Source organism: Pseudarthrobacter cremeus (genome assembly GCF_051857465.1).
GTDB lineage: Bacteria > Actinomycetota > Actinomycetes > Actinomycetales > Micrococcaceae > Arthrobacter.
Map to the genome: position 1 here is coordinate 1 of NZ_JBPZHC010000014.1, position 17,387 is coordinate 17,387.

Genomic DNA, 17,387 nt, shown 5'->3' on the forward strand with positions numbered 1-17,387 from the left:
AAGACCGCAATCGCTGTTCATGAAGAACAGGTGTACCAGTAGTGATTCAGATCACATCGAAAGCCCCGTGGTTTGGCGTGTCGCTTACCTGCAGAAATGACCGCATTAGCCGGTTAAGAGGGAGTTGTCCTTGCGGGACATTGACTGGACCGCGCCGGCACCCTCGATCAGGGTGCGCCAAGAGGCGTGGCGGTACTGGACGGATTCAACCGGTCGTCGCAACACCGGGTTGTTGAACTGATCGTAGCTGTTCGTCCAGTGCCTCGGCGGGAGTCTTCCAACCGAGTGTTTTGCGTGGCCTGGTGTTGAGGGTGTGCGCGATCGCTACGAGATCATCGCTAGTCCATCGGGACAGGTCGGTGCCCTTAGGGAAGTATTGGCGCAGTAAACCGTTCGTGTTCTCGTTCGTGCCCCGCTGCCACGGGCTCTTCGGGTCGGCGAAGTAGACCCTAACCCCGGTGTCGACGGTGAATCTGGCGTGGTCGGATAGTTCCTTGCCGCGATCCTAAGTCACTGATTGTCGCAGCTGATGGGGCAGCGTCGTTATCGTCTTGGCGAGGGCGTCTGCCATTGTCACGGCACCGTAGCCAGCCAGCGCGGGTCCGTTCTTTGTCCGTGGCATGACGCCGTAGCCTTCTCAGCGAGGTAGGTGAATCAGCATCGTGAACCGTGTCGTCCGCTCGACCAGCGTGCCGATCGCCGGTCGCTGCAAACCAATCACCAAGTCCCCTTCCCAGTGCCCGGGAACGGCGCGATCGGCGACTTCAGGAGGGCGCTTGCTGATGAGCGTCTCCTCGGTGACATGAGCCCAGGACTGCCGCGTCGACCGGGCTCTTGGTACTCGCAGGGCACGACCCGTGCGCAGGTGCAGAACGAGTTCGCGTTTGAGCGCTCCGCGGCCCTGTATGTATGGCGCCTGGTAAATCGCCTCATGGGAGATACGCATGGACTCATCATTCGGGAAATCGGCCTTGAGCCGGTTCGAGATCTGCTCCGGGCTCCACGCCGTCACCCACTCGCGGTCGCCCCGGTGCGGCTTGTTCCTGCCTTTCCACTCCGGCGCACCAGGGCCGGCGACGATACGACCGTCAGGCGCCCGGACAACACCGGCAAGTTTGTCCTGCACGTACTGATGCAGCCGCTCATTCGTGACAAGCTTGGGGGTCTTCGGCCGCTGGGCGAACCGTTCTGCCTTCCATTGCGCGACCGACGCACGGTAGTCAAGCTTCACAGCGCGAGTAGCTGCGTTCCGGCGCAGCTCCCTTGAAATCGTTGACGGGTTCCGTTTCAGTTCCTGGGCAATTTTCCTCACGCCAGTGCCTTGCGCATTCAATAGCGCGATCTCCTCACGTTCTTCGAACGAAAGGTACCGGCCTTTGAGCGGGGCAAGCAGGAACGTCGGCATGCCGCCACGAGGCCGGAACCAGCGCGTTCCGGCCGCCTGCGACACGCCAGCCAATATCGCCGCCCGCTCGCTCGTACACCCAGTCGCGATCTCACGCCAGAACGCCCGCTCGGATTCTCGCCTTAATGACGGCTTCCCCGGCGATTTCATGACAGGCCTGCCCGTCGCCACTTTCATCCAACCTGCTGGCCTGCCCATAGCTACGTCCGAAATCGAGGTGTTGCGACGACCGGTTGAATCCGTCCTGGAATCCCTGGTCCGAATGCACGAGCGGCTGCTGACCGGGCTGCAGGCAGGTCAGAGCCCCACGCAGGAAATCGTTGGTGAGCGCCAGGTTCGGCGACAAGCCCACCGTATGAGAAATGATCTGCCGGTCGAAGAGATCCATGACCGGTGAGAGGTAGAGCTTCCCGTTCCCGACGCTGAACTCGGTCACATCAGTAAACCACTTCCGGTTCGGCGCATCAGCCTCGAACTCCCGGTTCAGCACGTTGGCCGCTACCGCGCCCTGTTCGCCCTTGTAGGAGTTGTAGCGCTTCCTGCGCCGGACCTTGCAGACCAGCCCGAGTGCCTGCATCAGTTTCAGGACGGTCTTCTTCGCGACCGTCCACCTTGATTGAGCAGCTCCGCATGGACCCGCGGGTGCCCGTAGCGGCCATAATTCGTCTCGAAGATCTCGGTGACTGCGCTTTGAGCTTCCCTTTCGGGTCGGGCGCCTGGAGCCGGGCCTGGTGATAGAAGAACGTGGACCGGGCCAAGCCCGCGACCTGCAGCAGGACCGGGAGAGGATTGTCAGCCTTGAGGGAAACGACGGCCTGGACCTTTACCGTCGTCCCTGTTTCCCTCAAGGCCTGCAGTTTTCCCAGGTACGCCACCTCAGCGCGCAGCCGTTCATTCTCCCGCCGCAACCGCTCAAGCTCGGGCAACTCCGCATGCGGCGGGAAATCGGGTTTCCGCGGTCTGCCTCCAGACTTAGGCCGTAACCCGTCCTCACCCTCGAGCCGATACGCCCGGACCCACTTCTGCAGCAGCTCACGCGAAGCCAGGCCTGCCTCCACTGCCAGATCCGGGCCGGTCTCGCCCGCGAGGAACCGCTCTACCAAGGCGAGCTTGAACTCGAAAGACTATGACCTCGCCGGCCTGCTCACCAGAACTCCTTGCCCATGAATCCTCCACCGCCCATACAGTGCTCTGACCGGCACACGAGGCGCATCGAGCGACCGAGCCGCCGACCCATACCCGACACCCTTCTCAAACAACGCTACAGCCGCCTCGCGCTGAGCCTCAGACAATGAACTACGTGCATACATAAAACTGCTCCCCGGAAGTCCGAACCGAATTTCTCAGTCCAACTTCCGGGGACCAGTTCAGTTAGACGGGGCTTCCGGTTGGAACAGGGTCCAGAGCAGTGCGGCTGTATTCGGCAATAACCGGTGATCCGCTTCCATTGTTCAATTCCACGAGACGGGTCCAAGAAGCCACCGGACGCTTCGTCCCGTCAACCATTAGATAGACAACGGGGGAGTCCAGCGCCTTGACGAAGACCGTCGTATCCAAGTTTCCTCTCGGTGCGGGAAGCGCGCTGCAGGTGGACGCTGCAAGGTCCCGTGCAGGGAGCTGGGCAGTCGCCGTTGTGGCCGGAAGTTTCCAGATCCCGCCTCCGTAGCCGAGATAGGTGTTCAATGCGCAGCGTACAACTGGCTGAACCGTTGCTGTGGCGGTGTAGGGCGCCAACGCTGATTGGGGAACACGGGAATAGGCTCCGATGCCCATGCTGTTCGTAATTCGAAAATCCTCCAGCTGCAGCATTTTGTCGGCGCCGTCTATTAGGTAGACGATCGGGTTCGAGTCTCCCACAGCGAGCTTCGCCAGCGGCAATAGCGTGGGCCCCTTGGGAAGCGGTTGTATGGAAGTTGGCGACAAGGTGTAAATAAAAGGAAGGCTCCCAAAGCCGAGTTGGGTCAAGGTGGAAAGGTCGGGAACTTCCCGTGCTAGGGACTTATCCCATCTGTACACAACCGCGGATGATGACGATTTTATGAAAACAGGACTGGAAATTGTCGGTCCCGTTCCTATAGCGCCCAAAAGGGAGTTCGAAAATATGGCGGTTGTGACTGGCCATTGCGTCTGATCTGCCATAGGAAATTTGCTGGTCGGCCCAATCACATAGCGGGCGCTGCCTGCTTCGTTCGAGGCGAATCCTACGAAAGCTGGCCCTTGGACGAGTTTTGAGATGGACTGCGGATCCAATGCAGCCGCGCTAAGTGTGTTCGCCCACGCGTTCTCCGCGTTGACAGACGTGCTGACGGGCAAAAGCTTTCCGACGGTATATATGAACGGCTGACGGGTGTTGCGGTCGACTGCGATCACGTCTGGGCGGATGATCGGAGGAGCCCCAGCGTAAGGGAAGGCCGAAGTTACGGCGTCGCTCACGCTGACCACTGCCGAGGGCAGACCGGCTGCGCTAAGGGAAGCTGCGTCAAAGAACTCCCGCTTGGTCATATTGGAGACATGAAAAAGCTTACCCGAGGGAGATACAGTCGCGTTGGCGAGCACTCCTCCATCTGAGAATGTGGCTATCTGTCCAGGAGAAAGGGGAACCCAAGCGGTGCAGCTCCCACCCCCAAAGTCATACATCATGGTGCAGCTAGGAACATGTAGGCGGCTGCCAGCGTCGATCATGAAAATGGAACCGTCGGAACTCCTGGCAAACCGACCAACAGTGGGTCCGGTTGACAGTTGATCAAGGAAAGTTTGACTGACCTGAGTCAAAGCACTGACCTTGGCATAAAGCTGAAAAGTCTCCCAGTCTGGTATCGGATATTTGGTCCCGTCAGCGACAGCGTAGATGGTGGAACTGTTCGGGCCTATAACGAAGCGCGTACTGGCGCCGTCTGCGTATCGGGCGAAGTTTTGGAGGCCAGCGTAGTCCCCGTTCCAGACGTTCGAGTCGCCGGCGAGCGGCCCCGTGCTGCTGTACTGCCACATGCTGTAGGTGCTCCAGCTGTTGGTTGGAACGGGCCCTGCGTTATCGGTCGCGTAGCTGGGGTAGGCGGCGATCCACAGCGGGTAGTCACCAAACCCTGCAGGGTTACCGAGGCACTGATTCCACCAGCTGGTGTTCGTGTAGACAACGGGAAGGCGTCCGGTCAGCGCCTGCATGGTGCTGCCGAAGTCCCGGACCCATGAGCCAAGCTGAGCCGGGGACATCCCGTAGCACGTGTTGCCGAAGTAGAAGCCGTTGATCGTCCGGCCTTCGTAGGGGTTGAACTCAAAGTCCAGCACCGGCGGCATGGTGTAACCGTCGGCTGACCAGCCACCGCCATTTTGCACGAAGTAGCGTGCTTGGTCGGCACCGGAGGACCAGTTGGGGATTGCGAAGTGGTAAGCGCCGCGGATCATACCGACGTTGCGCGATCCCTGGTACTGGGAATTGAAGTAATCATTTGTGAAGTAGTTGCCCTCGCTGGCCTTCACATAGGCAAACCGGGCACCCATGTTCCATTGCTGCTGCCAGTCGACGCTTGTCTGGTGACCGCTCACGTCCAATCCTTGAATCCCGAACGTAGGCATCCAGGTGCCTTCGGTTGAGAGTGACTCCGTGGTGAGCATCTTCATGCTGGCCGAGGGCGACGACGCAGTTACTCGCTTGGAGCGCTGACCCATCTCCGCTCCACCAGGGCCGGTGGCTTCAGCCATGGCCTCGTTCATCGTGGCGACCGGCGCCGAAGCGACGACGGAGGGGGCCGCCGTCGGTGGTGTTGCGGGCACCGGTGAGACGGGGGTGGGAGACGTAGTGGGCGTTGGCGCCGGGGCCGGAGCTGATGCCGCAGGCGTGACAGCAGGCTGGGAGGGATCGCTTGTTGGAGCGGTTGCGGAATCGGCCGTAGAAGCCGGAGCCGGTTCGACAGCAAACGCGACGCCGGAGGGGCTCGGCCCAGTCACCAGTAGGACCCCCAATAGGGCTGCCCAGATGGACTGCGTGATGGGATGACGGGACTGAGACGGGTTCCGCTTCATTTTTTCTTGGCTCCGGAGGCAATGAGGCGCTCCCCTGAACGCTCATCTGGGTAGCTGTTCCGGTGTATCCCCCCAGGGAGCCGCCGGACAGTGCGATTGAGACTTAACGCGCTCACCCTAACACTCGAGTGGCTGGTGTAACCAGTGTTCCCGCTGGTGCCATTGTTAAAGGTGTGCCAACCGTTATCCACAGGCAGCTCCATATGACTTGGCGCCGTGCTGTACGCTCCCTAGGCTGTATCCCAGTTGGACTGCCTCCGCCGGGGGCGGCAGTTGTATTGGGGAACTCATGGACGCTGTGCGCATCGTGGAGGATGAAGTCCGCGAGCTGATCCGCCGTCGGGGATTGGATCCATCGCAGCAGGCCGGCGAAGTCCGCCGCCTGGTCGAGGCCGCTGTCAGCGATTACGACGAGCGCGCGCTGATGGGCCCGCTCCCGCCGATCGGCCCGCTGGAAGCCGCCCGTCGGTTCGTTTTTGATGCAGTTGCCGGCTTCGGGGTGCTTCAGCCGCTGCTGGACGATCCGTCCATCGAGGAAGTCTGGATCAACGCGCCCAACGAAATTTACGTGGCGAGGAACGGCGAGTCAGAGCTGACCTCCCTCAGCCTCACCGACCAACAGGTGCGCGACCTGGTGGAGCGAATGCTTAAGAGTTCCGGCCGCCGCCTGGACATGTCTTCCCCTTTCGTGGACGCCGCTCTTCCGGACGGATCAAGGCTGCACGTCGTCATTCCGGACGTCACACGACGGCACTGGGCGGTGAACATCCGGAAGTTCGTCGTCAAAGCCAGCCGGCTTGAGCATCTTGTCGAGCTGGGAACGTTGACACCGCAGTCCGCCCGCTTCCTTGGAGCCGCAGTTTCCAGCGGACTGAACATCCTTGTCTCGGGTGCCACCCAGGCAGGCAAAACCACCATGCTCAACTGCCTCGCCGCCAGCATCGGCAGCCGTGAACGGGTCATCACCGTTGAGGAAATCTTTGAACTTCAGTTCCCGCTCCGCGACGTGGTGGGCCTCCAGTGCCGGCAACCCAACCTGGAGGGCGAGGGTGAGATTCCGCTGCGCCGCCTTGTCAAGGAAGCGCTGCGAATGCGCCCGGACCGCCTGGTGGTGGGCGAAGTCCGGGAGGCGGAAAGCCTGGACATGTTGATCGCCTTAAATAGTGGCCTGCCGGGGATGTGTACCGTCCACGCAAATTCTGCCCACGACGCCGTGACCAAGATCTGCACCCTCCCTTTGCTGGCAGGCGAAAACATCTCATCCGCCTTTGTTGTCCCAACGGTGGCGTCCTGCATCGACCTGGTGGTCCACTGCAGCCGTCACGCCAACGGCCGACGCCAGGTGACTGAAATACTGTCCCTTGGCCGTCGGGTGGAAAACGGCATCATCGAATCGTCCATGATCTTCGCCATGGCGGACGGCCAGCTTCAGCCGCGGGCAAACTCGATGCCGGCCCCTGAAAAGTTCGCACGCGCAGGGTACGACGTCGCGGCGCTGCTGGAACCGCGCTGATGGCACCTTTCTTGGGGGTGCTGGCCGGGACAGGGCTCTTCCTTATCTGGTGGTCCTTCTGGGAGAAGCCGCCAGCCGTTAACCGCGGAGCGAAAGTCAGCCGCCTTCAGGATCTCCTGGCCTCCGCGGGAATTGAGAAGGTCAGCGGTACGGGTCTCGTTGCCACGTGCCTTGGACTGGGCCTCTTCGTTGCACTCATCTTTTTCGTCGTCAGCCGGTCGTGGCCTATCTCGGTGTGCTTCGGTCTGTTCGGCGCGTGGCTTCCCATAAGCGTGGTCCGCTGGCGTGCCGCACGGAGGACCGCCGTGCTGCGCCAGCTCTGGCCGGACGTGGTTGACCATCTGCGTTCCGCCATCCGCGCCGGACTTTCTCTGCCGGAGGCCCTCATCCAGTTGGGGGAGAAGGGCCCAGAAGAGTTGCGGCATGTCTTCCGGGATTTCGGAGCGGACTACCGTGCCGGCGGTCAGTTCGATGCGTCGATCAACAGGCTCAAGGATCGGCTGGCCGATCCGGTGGCCGACCGCCTCGTCGAGGCCCTCAGGCTGGCCCGTGAAGTGGGCGGCTCAGACCTCGGGAAGATGCTCGGAACCCTGGCCGAGTTCCTTAGGGAAAACGCCCGCACCCGGAGCGAACTCGAGGCACGGCAGTCCTGGACGGTAAACGCCGCACGGCTCGCCGTTGCCGCTCCGTGGATTGTCATGATGCTCCTGGCCACCCGGCCGGAGGCAGTGCAGGCGTACAACACCCCCATCGGAGCGGGCGTCCTTTTGGGCGGCCTCGTCATATCGCTGTTCTGCTACTCCGTCATGCTCCGCATCGGCGCACTGCCTCGGGACGAAAGGGTGCTTCGGTGAACGGAATCTCTGCGGCAGCCATTATCTGCGGCATCGTCCTGGGGGTTGGGCTGTGGCTGGTATTCGTGCGGTTGCCCTTTATGCGGCCCCTCACATTCGTAGAGCGCATCGAGCCCCAGCTGAAATCGCAGAACCTTGAATCGCGGCTGCTGCGTTCCAGCAGCCAGAACGCCACCCCCTTCGGGCCATTGGAGCGGATACTGCGCCCCGTAGTAAGTGACGGACTCATCGCACTGGGAAAGCTGAACCTTGGCTCGAAAGCGCTCAACCGCAGGCTCGCGCAGGCCGGCATCAATAAAGCGCCGGTGGATTTCCGGGCCGAGCAACTTCTCTGGGCGGCGGCCGGGTTCGCCTTGGCATTGGCGGTAGTGATCCTCGGCGCTGTCGCTGGCCGGTTCAGCCCCTTCCTGGCCGTGGTGGCCGTCCTGGGAAGCGCACTTGGCGGCTTTCTCTTCCGCGACTATTGGCTGGGTGTCCAGATCAGCAGGCGGGAGAAGCGCATGATGGCTGAGTTTCCCAGCCTCGCCGAGCTGATGGCCCTGGCAGTCGGTGCCGGCGAAAGCGCCACGGGCGCACTCGACCGGGTTTGCCGCAGTGCGCATGGGGAACTGGCCCGGGACTTCGCCAAAATCCTCGCCGAGACCAGGGCCGGGAAACCACTCGTGGAAGCACTCCAGGAGTTCTCCGCCAGGACCGACCTCGGCCCACTCGTACGTTTTGTCGACGGCGTGGTCGTCGCCGTGGAGCGAGGTACCCCGCTGGCAGACGTGCTCAGGGCTCAGGCCCAGGACGTCCGGGACACCGCCAAACGCGACCTTATGGAATCAGCGGGTAAGAAAGAAATTGCCATGATGGTTCCACTCGTCTTCGGAGTCCTTCCGCTGACTGTGGTCTTTGCCGTGTTCCCGGGCCTTGCGGCGATCAGCCTGGGACTGTAGCCATGACCATGCCTAAGCAGTCACCTCCTCCGACAGCAACCCAAGAAGCTCCTCACCAACAACTCACACACTGAATGGGACCGAAAATGAAGAACCTGGGAATTTTGAGCCGCCTTCTGCTCCTGGCTTTGCTTGCGGGCGCATGGTCCTGGACCGGCAGGACACCACGATGCACTGGATCTGTCCGGAAACACGCAGACGCCCACCCCCAGGACCATCCGGAACGCGGCGACGTGCCGGGCTGGGTGATGATCACCCTCATGTCCGCCGTCCTCGTGGCGGGGCTCCTGGCCCTCGCTGGCCCCGCCCTCGAAACCATGTTCAACCAGGCAATGGACCGGGTCGGAAAGTAGCGCATGCCTGAGCCCGGCCGCTCCGGTCCTTGCCCACCCGGTCCCGGCCTTTCCTGCGCTAACCGGCAGGGGTGCCTCCGCCCAGGTGTGGGCAGGGAGGAACGCGGCTCGGCTGTGGTGGACTTTGTGCTGGTTGGCGGCCTGCTCACCATGTTCTTCCTGGCAATAATCCAGCTCACGCTGGTCCTGCACGTCCGCAACACGCTCATCGACGCCGCTGCTTCCGGTGCGCGCTATGGAACCCTGGCCGATCGGGGTGCCTCGGATGCGCAGGAACGGGCGTCCGCGCTGATCGGGGCGGCCCTGAATCCCGAATTCGCCCAGGACATCAGCACCTCCGAAGTGACCTTCCAGGGTCTGCGAACGCTGGAAGTGACCATCAAGGCCCCCATGCCCGTTATCGGACTGATCGGCCCCCGGGACCTGCTGGAGGTGAGGGGACATGCGGCCATCCAGCCCTAACGACCCGCTGGCCAGCCTCACCCGCAGGTTCGACGAGGCCCTCTGCCGGACCCGGCCACGACCCTGTGTCCAGGTGCCGGCGGCCAGGGCAAGCCATCCATCAGGGCCGTCGACTCGAGGCAGCGTCATCGCCGGGCCCAACGAAGAGGGGAGCGCGGTGGTCGAATTCACGTTCCTGGCCCTGCTCCTGATGGTCCCCGTCGTGTACTTCATCATCACCCTTGGCCAGCTCCAGGGCGGGTCCTTCGCCGTTGTGGGTGCAGCCGACCAGGCCGCAAAAGTCTTCGTGGCACAGCCGGATGCAAAGTCGGCCCAGGCTGCGGCGGAGCAGGCCGCCGTCATCGCGCTCGCGGACTTTGGCCACGAAGCCGGCCAGGCGCGGGTCTCGACCCGTTGCGACCCGGCCGACTGCCAGGCCCCGGGCACTGCGGTCACCGTCACTGTGAATCTCTCCGTGCCGCTGCCGTTCGTTCCGTTCAGCGATGAGTTCAGGCTGAGCTCGAGCGAAGTTGAGGCATCGTCCACCCAACTGGTCGGCAGGTTCCGGTGACCGCGGCCGCGACTGCCCCGCCGGGCCCCAAGCAGAGCCCCGGCCAGAGCAACGATGACGGCCAGATGATCGTGCTGATCATTGGCTACGTCACGCTCGCGCTGCTGCTGGTCACCGTCGTCATCGGCATCTCCAGCGTTTACCTGGAACACAAACGGCTCTTGTCCCTCGCCGACGGAGCGTCCCTTGCCGCCGCTGACAGTTATACCCTCGGCGAGGTAGCCGGCAATGGCGGGACACCCTCCGCGGTGCTGGGTTCCGGACGGGTGCGCAGCGTGGCGGCGGACTTCATCGCCAGGAGCCCGTCGTCGGCCAGGTTCGCCCAGTTGGGTATTTCAGCGGCGACCGGCAGCCCCGACGGGTCCACCGCCGTCGTGGTTCTCAGTGCGGCTGTCCACCCTCCGGTGGTGAACTTCCTGGTGCCGGACGGCATCAGGATCGAGGCAGTCTCCACCGCTCGTTCGCGGCTCACCCGGTGAGCGGAAGCAGGGGAGTCGGGCCCTCCAGCTGGATAGCGTAGGCTTAAACAACCATGGCCACTATTGATTTTCCCGCAGAAATCCGCGCTCTTCGCGCCACCTACAACTCCATCGAACGTGTGAGCGATGTCGAGGCCCTCAAGGAAGACATCGCCGAACTGAGCGAGCGCGCCGGCGAACCGGACCTGTGGGACGATCCCGCTGCGGCCCAGAAGATCACCTCGCGGCTCTCGCACCGCCAGTCTGAGCTCGAGCGGCTGAACAAGCTTGTTTCCCGGATTGACGATCTGGAAGTCCTGGTGGAGCTGGGCCAGGATGAGGACGACGCCGATTCCATGGGGGAGGCGGCAACCGAACTCGATTCCATTAAGAAGGCACTGAAGGAACTCGAAGTGGTGACGCTGCTTTCGGGCGAGTTCGACGAACGTGAAGCAGTAGTCTCCATTCGAGCCGGTGCGGGCGGCGTGGACGCTGCGGACTTCGCTGAAATGCTGATGCGCATGTACTTGCGCTGGGCCGAACGCCATGGTTACCCCACCACGATCATGGACACGTCCTACGCCGAAGAGGCCGGGCTCAAGTCCGCCACTTTCGAAGTCAAGGCGCCCTACGCCTTCGGCACACTGAGCGTCGAAGCCGGAACCCACCGCCTCGTGCGGATCAGCCCCTTTGATAACCAGGGCCGCCGCCAGACGTCCTTTGCCGCCGTCGAAGTAATTCCGCTCATCGAATCCACGGACTCCATCGATATTCCGGACAACGAAATACGCGTGGACGTCTTCAGGTCATCGGGCCCCGGCGGTCAATCCGTCAACACAACGGACTCGGCGGTCCGCCTCACCCACATCCCCACCGGCACCGTCGTCTCCATGCAGAACGAGAAGTCACAGCTGCAGAACCGCGCCGCCGCCATGCGCGTCCTGCAGTCCCGCCTGCTTCTACTGAAAAAAGAGCAGGAGGATGCGGAGAAGAAGGCATTTGCCGGCGACGTCAAGGCTTCCTGGGGCGACCAGATGCGCTCGTACGTTCTGAACCCGTACCAGATGGTCAAGGACCTCCGGACAGAACACGAAGTGGGCAACACCTCTGCCGTCTTCGACGGTGAAATTGACGACTTCATCGACGCCGGGATCCGCTGGCGGACGGACAACCGCAACGCCGATAAGTCGTAGCTGACCCGCAGTCCGTGCAGGGCTGATCCCGCGACACACCCCCGGATCCCCCGAATACCGGCGAAAATGCTGCGTATAGTCGAGGAGCCGGAGCTCTACTTCCCCCAAACGAAAGCCCGCGCACCGGCTGCAGATCTGGGCTGCATAAGCCATGCCCTGCAGGGTATTTAGGGCCATGATCCGATTCGAAAATGTCACCAAGGTCTACGACCAGACAGCACGTCCCGCGCTGGACGACGTCAGCCTTGAAATTGACCGTGGTGAGTTCGCGTTCCTCGTCGGCGCCTCCGGATCCGGCAAGTCCACCTTCCTCCGGCTGGTGCTCAAGGAAGACCGGGCCTCCTCGGGTGCGGTCTACGTGGCAGGGCAGAACGTCGCCAAGATCTCCAGCTGGCGCGTGCCCAGGCTTCGCCGCGGAATCGGTGTGGTGTTCCAGGACTTCCGCCTACTTCCGCAGAAGAACGTCTTCGCCAACGTCGCCTTCGCGATGCAGGTCATCGGCAAGAGCCGGAGCGTCATCCGCGACACCGTCCCCGAAGTTCTCAAGACGGTGGGCCTGGAGGGCAAAGAGCGCCGCATGCCCCACGAGCTCTCCGGCGGTGAGCAGCAGCGTGTTGCCATAGCCCGCGCAGTGGTTAACCGGCCCGGCATCCTGCTTGCCGACGAGCCCACCGGCAACCTGGACCCCACCACCTCCATGGGAATCATGGGCGTGCTGGACAAGATCAACCAGAACGGCACCACTGTGGTCATGGCCACGCACGACGACGACATCGTCAATGAGATGCGCAAACGCGTGGTGGAACTCAAGCATGGCGTGGTCATCCGCGACGAGGCCAGGGCCCTGTATACCTCCATGATTCCGGTGGTGGGTCAGTCCCGCCGGCTCAAGGATGCCAGCGGCCGGGACGAGACGCCGCCCGCCCAACCGGACCGCCACCAGGACACCCCACCCGACCGCCGTCGGGACGCAGGGGAGGAGCAGCGATGAGGCTGGCATTCATTCTTGGCGAAATCGGCAGCGGCCTTCGCCGCAACGTCTCCATGGTGGTATCGGTCATCCTGGTCACCTTCGTCTCCCTGACGTTCGTCGGCGCAGCCGGCATGCTGCAGCTGCAGATCAACCAGATGAAGGGCTTCTGGTACGACAAAGTCCAGGTTGCCATCTTCCTCTGCAGTGAGGGCTCGACGGCGGCCGGTTGCGCAACCGGTCCGGTCACCCCCGAACAGCAGGAGAACCTCAAGACGCTCCTGCAATCACCCGCAGTGGCCCAGTACGTCAACGATTTCCAGTTCGAGTCCAAGGACGAGGCCTACAAGCACTTCAAGGACCAGTTCTCCAACTCACCCATCGTTGATTCGGTGACGCCGGACCAGCTCCCGTCGTCCTTCCGGATCAACATGAAGGATCCGGAAAAGTACCAGATCATCAGTGAGACGTTCTCGTCCCAACCCGGCGTCGAGACAGTCATCGACCAGCGTCAGTTGCTTGAGCGGCTGTTCTCGGCCATGAACGCGGCATCCCTTGTGGCCGTGAGTATCGCCGGCGTGATGATCGTCTGCGCCATCCTTCTGATCGCTACGACTATCCGGCTATCGGCTTTCAGCCGCCGCCGTGAGACCGGGATCATGCGCCTGGTGGGCGCTTCAAAGATGGTCATCCAGCTGCCGTTCATCCTTGAAGGAGTGATAGCGGCTGTTGTGGGCGCAGCCCTGGCCTCCGGGACGCTGTGGGCGGTGGCGCACTTCTTCCTGGGCGAGTACCTGTCCAAGCAGTATCCGGACACCGCGTTCATCTCACCGGGCCAGACGCTCATCCTTGCTCCCGCTTTGCTGATCCTTGGCGGATCTTTGGCTGGAATTTCGTCCCTCTTGACCTTACGCAGATATTTGAAGGTTTAGGCTGTGCAAACCGAACAAGGAATCCCTATGAACGTATTGCACCGAACTACGCCCCGGCACCGGGCAGAACGCCGGCGTCCGGCGGGCCGCCTCAGCGGCATGCTCAGTGGCGTCCTGGTACTTGTGCTCGCCGCCAGCCTCGGTGCCTCGGCCCCTGTGGCGCGGGCCGATGAACTGGATGACAAGCAGGCCGCCCTTGAAGCGGAGGCCGCCCGGGTGCAGCAGTCCCTTGAATTCGTGGATTCCCGGATCGCAAAGGCCGCCGGCGACCTGGTGATTTACCAGGGCCAGTTGCCCGGTGCCCAGCAGGCACTTCTGGAAGCGCAGGGCCGGGTGGCCAGCGCGGTCAAGGAAGTTGAAGCGCTGACGGCGCGCGTTGACCTTGCGCAGCAGAACAAAGCGAAAATCACCCAGCAGCTTGAGACCGACAAGCAAAAAATCGCCGACACCAAGAAGTTGATCGGCCAGATCGCCACCCAGGCCTACAAGTCCGGCGGCGTACCCTCGAACCTGACTCTGTTCTTTGGGGCAAACAACGGCGGCAGCCTGACCGAAACGATGGACCTGGCCGACCAGGCCATGCGCAGCCAGAATGCAGCAATGGACAAACTGTCCCAGCAAAGCGCAACCAATGTAAACTCCCAGGCCCGGCTTGAAGCCGTCGAAGTTGAAATCAGGGACCTGAAGGCCAAAGCTGACGCCGCCTTGGAGCGGGAGAAAGCGGCCCGTGACGAGGCAGAGGCGAGGAAGGCCCAGGTTGACAAGCTGATCGCCGACACCACCCGTCTCGATGCTGAGCTGCAGGCGGCCAAGCCGGGCATCCAGAGCCAAATGGCTGCGGTTGAGGCCAGCCAGAACGCCGTAGCCAACGAGATCGTCGAACGGGACCGTAGGCTCCGTGAAGCCTGGGAAGCCGAACAGCGCCGCCTCGCAGCTGCCGCGGCAGCTGCAGCGGCGGCTGAGGCCGCTGCCCGGAACCAGCCCGCGCCGCCGCAGGTGCCGTACGCGCCGGTGACAGGTTCGCCGTCCGCCTTCGGCCTGCGGCATCCCTTCTCCGGCGACGTCCCCATCACCTCAGGCTTCGGCTGGCGTGCCACCCCGCCGGGAACCATCGACTTCTACGGCACCGGCGGCTACATGCATACCGGCATCGACTTTGGAGCGGCCTGCGGCACTCCGGTGTATGCGGCCGCCGCCGGTGAGGTATTCTCCTCCGGCTGGAACTCGGCCGACGGCGGTGGCTGGCGCGTGAAGCTGTCCCACGGCGTGGTGCAAGGCAATTCCCTGACGACCATTTATTACCACAACAGCAGCATCGTCGTCTCCAACGGCCAGCAGGTATCCCAGGGGCAGCTCATCGCCTACTCGGGCAACACCGGCAATTCGACGGGCTGCCACGCGCACTTCGAGACCTGGCTCAACGGCGCCGCCGTTGACCCGATGCGGCTGCTGTAACGACGGTCCGGCGCTGCCGTACACTGGTATGACTCCGCGCCGGACCGGCCGGAGGTAACCAGGATTCAAGAACTGAGGAGTTTAGCCGTGCCCAAAGAAAGTGGCCGAAAAGTGGTGGCCACCAACCGGAAGGCCCGGCATGACTACCACGTGCTTGACACCTACGAGGCCGGCATCGCCCTCATGGGCACTGAGGTCAAGTCCCTGCGCGAAGGCCACGCCTCGATGGTTGACGGTTTCTGCACGTTCTACAACGACGAGTTGTGGATGGAGGGCATCCATATCCCGGAATACAACCAGGGGAGCTGGACCAACCACTCGGCACGCCGCCGCCGGAAGCTCTTGCTGCACCGTGAGGAGCTCAACAAGATCTCGGTGAAGATCCGCGAGTCCGGTTTCACCGTGGTTCCGCTGCAGCTGTACTTCCTGGACGGCCGGGCCAAGGTGGAGATTGCGATTGCCCGCGGTAAGAAGGAGTACGACAAGCGCCAGACGCTGCGCGAGCAGCAGGACAAGCGTGAGTCGCTTCGCGAGCTGAGGGAGCGCAACCGCCGCTAGGCCAAATCCTGCCCGGGAATGATCCGGGGCACTGCATGCGTTATGCTTAATAGTCCGGCAGGGTTTTTCGAGCAATCAGAGGCTCAGCCGGTTTGATAACAAAATACGGGGATGATCGGTTTCGACGATGTTAGTCGCGACAGGTGAAGCGGGCCGAGGATGCAGAATTATCTCGTAAACGCTGTCTGCAAACCAATAAGTGCCAAAGCAAAAAGCACTGACTTCGCTCTTGCTGCCTAAGCAGTAAGACAGTCCGTCAGCCCGAGGTTGCTATTGCCCCGGATACTGGCGTCATTTAGATAGCCACTGCTGCTTACCTCCGTCATCGGGGTAAGCGGGACTCTTAGATGACTGGGCCCGGATCAGCCTCCTGTTTGCACGAGGGCTGGGGCCGAGAAAATCCAACGCAAACTGCGCCCGGAGAAGACCTGTTAACACGACATCGGACGGGGGTTCAATTCCCCCCATCTCCACATTTTGCGATGAAGCGGGACATCCTTCACGGATGAGCCGAGTCATCGGTAACACCCCGGTCTTCGGACCGGGGTGTTTTTCTTTGCCCGGATTTCGTCGACGAGCGGTCCCACCGCGCCGGATGCACCGGCTGCCGGTGGCGTGCGGCCGTCTTGGCCTGCGGACGGCGAAAGAGGAAGCCGAGCCCGCATTTCTTCAAGAGGTACTCCAATGCCATGCATGCCAACGCGACGACCGCGGTCAAGGCGAGTGGGTAGGTGAGGGCCATCGTGGCTGAGTTTGCGATGACCGGGGCGGCTGGAGCCAGTGGACCTTGGAAGGCGAACACAATGCCGTCCAGAACCGGGACGTGCAGTACGTAAACGCCCAGTGTCCGCTTTCCGACCCACGAGCCCGCTGCGGCTATCCCACGGTTCCTGGTGAGGGTACTGATAACCGCGACGAGGGCCACGATGGCTGCCAGGCCGCGCAGGATAAAGAGAGCCTGATCTGCAACCGGCGCCAGATCCAATGCGAGCGACAATCCTGATAGCGCAAGGAAGGCCGGAATCGCGACGGCTGCATGGAACAATCTGCGGACTTCGGCAAGGCGGATCAGAAGCGCTTTACCGTAGACTCCAACGGCGAAGAAGAAGGCGAGTTCGGGGACCTTGGCCCACTGACCGGAATCACTGCCCGGAATCAGGACCGTCAGCATCCGGACGACCGCCAGTGCGGCCAGCACAACAGCCGGAGGCAGCTTTCGGCAAAGGGTAAGCAGGGGTATGTAGAGGGCGAGGGCGAAAACGAACCACAGCGGAGTGTCAGGCACGACAAGCTGGAGGAAGAAGTCGCCGACCGTTCCGACGCGGGGAGTGGCGCCGGTCATCGCAGCGGGAATACTGAGCAGTGCGTAGACAAGCAGCCACACGGCGTAAAGGTAGTAATTGGTCAGGCCGGCCTGTATCGCCTTTCCATTGCCGAACCCGTTCCGGATCTTGGATGCAGCAAGCATCCCGGATACAGCAAGAAGAAGGGGCATCCGCACGGAGCCCAGCGCAATGGCCACGGTTTCCCACAACGCGAAGGCGATGCTGCCGGCGTGCTCGAATTTGAGAAAATGCCAGTAGCCGACGTGGAAGAGAACCACTGCGATGACGCATAGCCCACGTGCTGCGTCGATCCAGTCGATCCGGGACCCGACCGCCGGCCCGGAATGCGTTGCGCCAGTCTGGCCCAAGGTCATGATCAAACTTAGCAACGGGTCCGGCCG

At 62.4% G+C, this 17,387-nt stretch carries 16 protein-coding genes, 1 other RNA gene and 3 pseudogenes; 14 read left to right on the plus strand and 6 right to left on the minus strand.

Features of this window, described 5'->3' with window-relative positions:
- Nucleotides 1-205 precede the first annotated feature (205 nt).
- The 5 genes and pseudogenes from ACS5PJ_RS19880 to ACS5PJ_RS19900 form a co-directional block, all read right to left on the minus strand.
- Nucleotides 206-1,582: pseudogene (locus tag ACS5PJ_RS19880) on the minus strand (IS30 family transposase).
- Nucleotides 1,497-1,982 (minus strand): DDE-type integrase/transposase/recombinase, encoded by a 486-nt coding sequence (locus ACS5PJ_RS19885; protein ID WP_439436594.1) that lies wholly within the window; start codon nucleotides 1,980-1,982, stop codon nucleotides 1,497-1,499. The pseudogene ACS5PJ_RS19880 and the gene ACS5PJ_RS19885 overlap by 86 nt, the downstream one beginning before the upstream one ends.
- Nucleotides 1,983-1,987: 5 nt before the next feature.
- Nucleotides 1,988-2,089 (minus strand): annotated as a pseudogene (locus ACS5PJ_RS19890) (IS3 family transposase); the annotation flags it as partial.
- A gap of 284 nt (nucleotides 2,090-2,373) precedes the next feature.
- Nucleotides 2,374-2,508, minus strand: a pseudogene (locus tag ACS5PJ_RS19895) (helix-turn-helix domain-containing protein); the annotation flags it as partial.
- A gap of 268 nt (nucleotides 2,509-2,776) precedes the next feature.
- Nucleotides 2,777-4,978, minus strand: coding sequence for a lysozyme (locus tag ACS5PJ_RS19900; RefSeq protein ID WP_439436650.1), 2,202 nt, complete (start codon nucleotides 4,976-4,978; stop codon nucleotides 2,777-2,779).
- A gap of 124 nt (nucleotides 4,979-5,102) precedes the next feature.
- On the opposite strand from ACS5PJ_RS19900, the gene ACS5PJ_RS19905 reads away from it, so the two are divergent.
- From ACS5PJ_RS19905 to ssrA, 14 genes are all read left to right on the plus strand, one after another.
- Complete coding sequence (locus ACS5PJ_RS19905) at nucleotides 5,103-5,399, plus strand: hypothetical protein (protein WP_439436595.1); 297 nt, start codon at nucleotides 5,103-5,105, stop codon at nucleotides 5,397-5,399.
- Between the two features lie 315 nt (nucleotides 5,400-5,714).
- Entirely contained in the window at nucleotides 5,715-6,938 is a 1,224-nt protein-coding gene (locus ACS5PJ_RS19910; RefSeq protein WP_439436596.1) for a TadA family conjugal transfer-associated ATPase, read from the plus strand.
- Complete coding sequence (locus ACS5PJ_RS19915; protein WP_439436597.1) at nucleotides 6,938-7,792, plus strand: type II secretion system F family protein; 855 nt, start codon at nucleotides 6,938-6,940, stop codon at nucleotides 7,790-7,792. Before ACS5PJ_RS19910 ends, ACS5PJ_RS19915 begins: the two co-directional genes overlap by 1 nt.
- Nucleotides 7,789-8,730 (plus strand): type II secretion system F family protein, encoded by a 942-nt coding sequence (locus ACS5PJ_RS19920; RefSeq protein ID WP_439436598.1) that lies wholly within the window; start codon nucleotides 7,789-7,791, stop codon nucleotides 8,728-8,730. The genes ACS5PJ_RS19915 and ACS5PJ_RS19920 overlap by 4 nt, the downstream gene beginning before the upstream one ends.
- An 86-nt stretch (nucleotides 8,731-8,816) precedes the next feature.
- Nucleotides 8,817-9,083, plus strand: a complete 267-nt coding sequence (locus ACS5PJ_RS19925) for a hypothetical protein (RefSeq protein WP_439436599.1) — start codon at nucleotides 8,817-8,819, stop codon at nucleotides 9,081-9,083.
- Nucleotides 9,084-9,170: 87 nt separating this feature from the next.
- Nucleotides 9,171-9,545 (plus strand): TadE family protein, encoded by a 375-nt coding sequence (locus ACS5PJ_RS19930; protein ID WP_439436600.1) that lies wholly within the window; start codon nucleotides 9,171-9,173, stop codon nucleotides 9,543-9,545.
- Nucleotides 9,526-10,095, plus strand: a complete 570-nt coding sequence (locus tag ACS5PJ_RS19935; protein WP_439436601.1) for a hypothetical protein — start codon at nucleotides 9,526-9,528, stop codon at nucleotides 10,093-10,095. The genes ACS5PJ_RS19930 and ACS5PJ_RS19935 overlap by 20 nt, the downstream gene beginning before the upstream one ends.
- 65 nt (nucleotides 10,096-10,160) lie before the next feature.
- Nucleotides 10,161-10,574, plus strand: coding sequence for a pilus assembly protein TadG-related protein (locus tag ACS5PJ_RS19940; RefSeq protein WP_439436651.1), 414 nt, complete (start codon nucleotides 10,161-10,163; stop codon nucleotides 10,572-10,574).
- Nucleotides 10,575-10,627: 53 nt separating this feature from the next.
- A complete protein-coding gene (prfB, locus tag ACS5PJ_RS19945; protein ID WP_439436602.1) occupies nucleotides 10,628-11,746 on the plus strand; it encodes a peptide chain release factor 2 in 1,119 nt (372 codons plus the stop codon).
- Between the two features lie 175 nt (nucleotides 11,747-11,921).
- Complete coding sequence (gene ftsE / locus ACS5PJ_RS19950; RefSeq protein WP_439436603.1) at nucleotides 11,922-12,737, plus strand: cell division ATP-binding protein FtsE; 816 nt, start codon at nucleotides 11,922-11,924, stop codon at nucleotides 12,735-12,737.
- The gene (gene ftsX / locus ACS5PJ_RS19955; RefSeq protein ID WP_439436604.1) at nucleotides 12,734-13,648 is read left to right on the plus strand and encodes a permease-like cell division protein FtsX; all 915 of its coding nucleotides are present in this window, start codon (nucleotides 12,734-12,736) and stop codon (nucleotides 13,646-13,648) included. Before ftsE ends, ftsX begins: the two co-directional genes overlap by 4 nt.
- A gap of 27 nt (nucleotides 13,649-13,675) precedes the next feature.
- Nucleotides 13,676-15,103, plus strand: a complete 1,428-nt coding sequence (locus ACS5PJ_RS19960; protein ID WP_439436605.1) for a peptidoglycan DD-metalloendopeptidase family protein — start codon at nucleotides 13,676-13,678, stop codon at nucleotides 15,101-15,103.
- A gap of 87 nt (nucleotides 15,104-15,190) precedes the next feature.
- Entirely contained in the window at nucleotides 15,191-15,661 is a 471-nt protein-coding gene (smpB, locus tag ACS5PJ_RS19965) for an SsrA-binding protein SmpB (RefSeq protein WP_439436606.1), read from the plus strand.
- 107 nt (nucleotides 15,662-15,768) lie between these two features.
- Nucleotides 15,769-16,137, plus strand: a transfer-messenger RNA (tmRNA) gene (gene ssrA, locus ACS5PJ_RS19970).
- A gap of 23 nt (nucleotides 16,138-16,160) precedes the next feature.
- Here ssrA and ACS5PJ_RS19975 read toward each other — a convergent pair.
- Nucleotides 16,161-17,360 (minus strand): acyltransferase family protein, encoded by a 1,200-nt coding sequence (locus ACS5PJ_RS19975; RefSeq protein WP_439436607.1) that lies wholly within the window; start codon nucleotides 17,358-17,360, stop codon nucleotides 16,161-16,163.
- Nucleotides 17,361-17,387 lie beyond the last annotated feature (27 nt).

Coding starts and splice junctions, on each gene's coding strand:
- ACS5PJ_RS19900 (WP_439436650.1), bottom strand. CDS start 4,978: ATGCCTACGTTCGGGATTCAAGGATTGGACGTGAGCGGTCACCAGACA.
- prfB (WP_439436602.1), top strand. CDS start 10,628: ATGGCCACTATTGATTTTCCCGCAGAAATCCGCGCTCTTCGCGCCACC.
- ACS5PJ_RS19940 (WP_439436651.1), top strand. CDS start 10,161: ATGATCGTGCTGATCATTGGCTACGTCACGCTCGCGCTGCTGCTGGTC.
- ACS5PJ_RS19935 (WP_439436601.1), top strand. CDS start 9,526: ATGCGGCCATCCAGCCCTAACGACCCGCTGGCCAGCCTCACCCGCAGG.
- ftsX (WP_439436604.1), top strand. CDS start 12,734: ATGAGGCTGGCATTCATTCTTGGCGAAATCGGCAGCGGCCTTCGCCGC.
- ACS5PJ_RS19925 (WP_439436599.1), top strand. CDS start 8,817: ATGAAGAACCTGGGAATTTTGAGCCGCCTTCTGCTCCTGGCTTTGCTT.
- ftsE (WP_439436603.1), top strand. CDS start 11,922: ATGATCCGATTCGAAAATGTCACCAAGGTCTACGACCAGACAGCACGT.
- ACS5PJ_RS19905 (WP_439436595.1), top strand. CDS start 5,103: ATGGCCTCGTTCATCGTGGCGACCGGCGCCGAAGCGACGACGGAGGGG.
- ACS5PJ_RS19885 (WP_439436594.1), bottom strand. CDS start 1,982: ATGCAGGCACTCGGGCTGGTCTGCAAGGTCCGGCGCAGGAAGCGCTAC.
- ACS5PJ_RS19915 (WP_439436597.1), top strand. CDS start 6,938: ATGGCACCTTTCTTGGGGGTGCTGGCCGGGACAGGGCTCTTCCTTATC.
- ACS5PJ_RS19960 (WP_439436605.1), top strand. CDS start 13,676: ATGAACGTATTGCACCGAACTACGCCCCGGCACCGGGCAGAACGCCGG.
- ACS5PJ_RS19975 (WP_439436607.1), bottom strand. CDS start 17,360: ATGACCTTGGGCCAGACTGGCGCAACGCATTCCGGGCCGGCGGTCGGG.
- ACS5PJ_RS19910 (WP_439436596.1), top strand. CDS start 5,715: ATGGACGCTGTGCGCATCGTGGAGGATGAAGTCCGCGAGCTGATCCGC.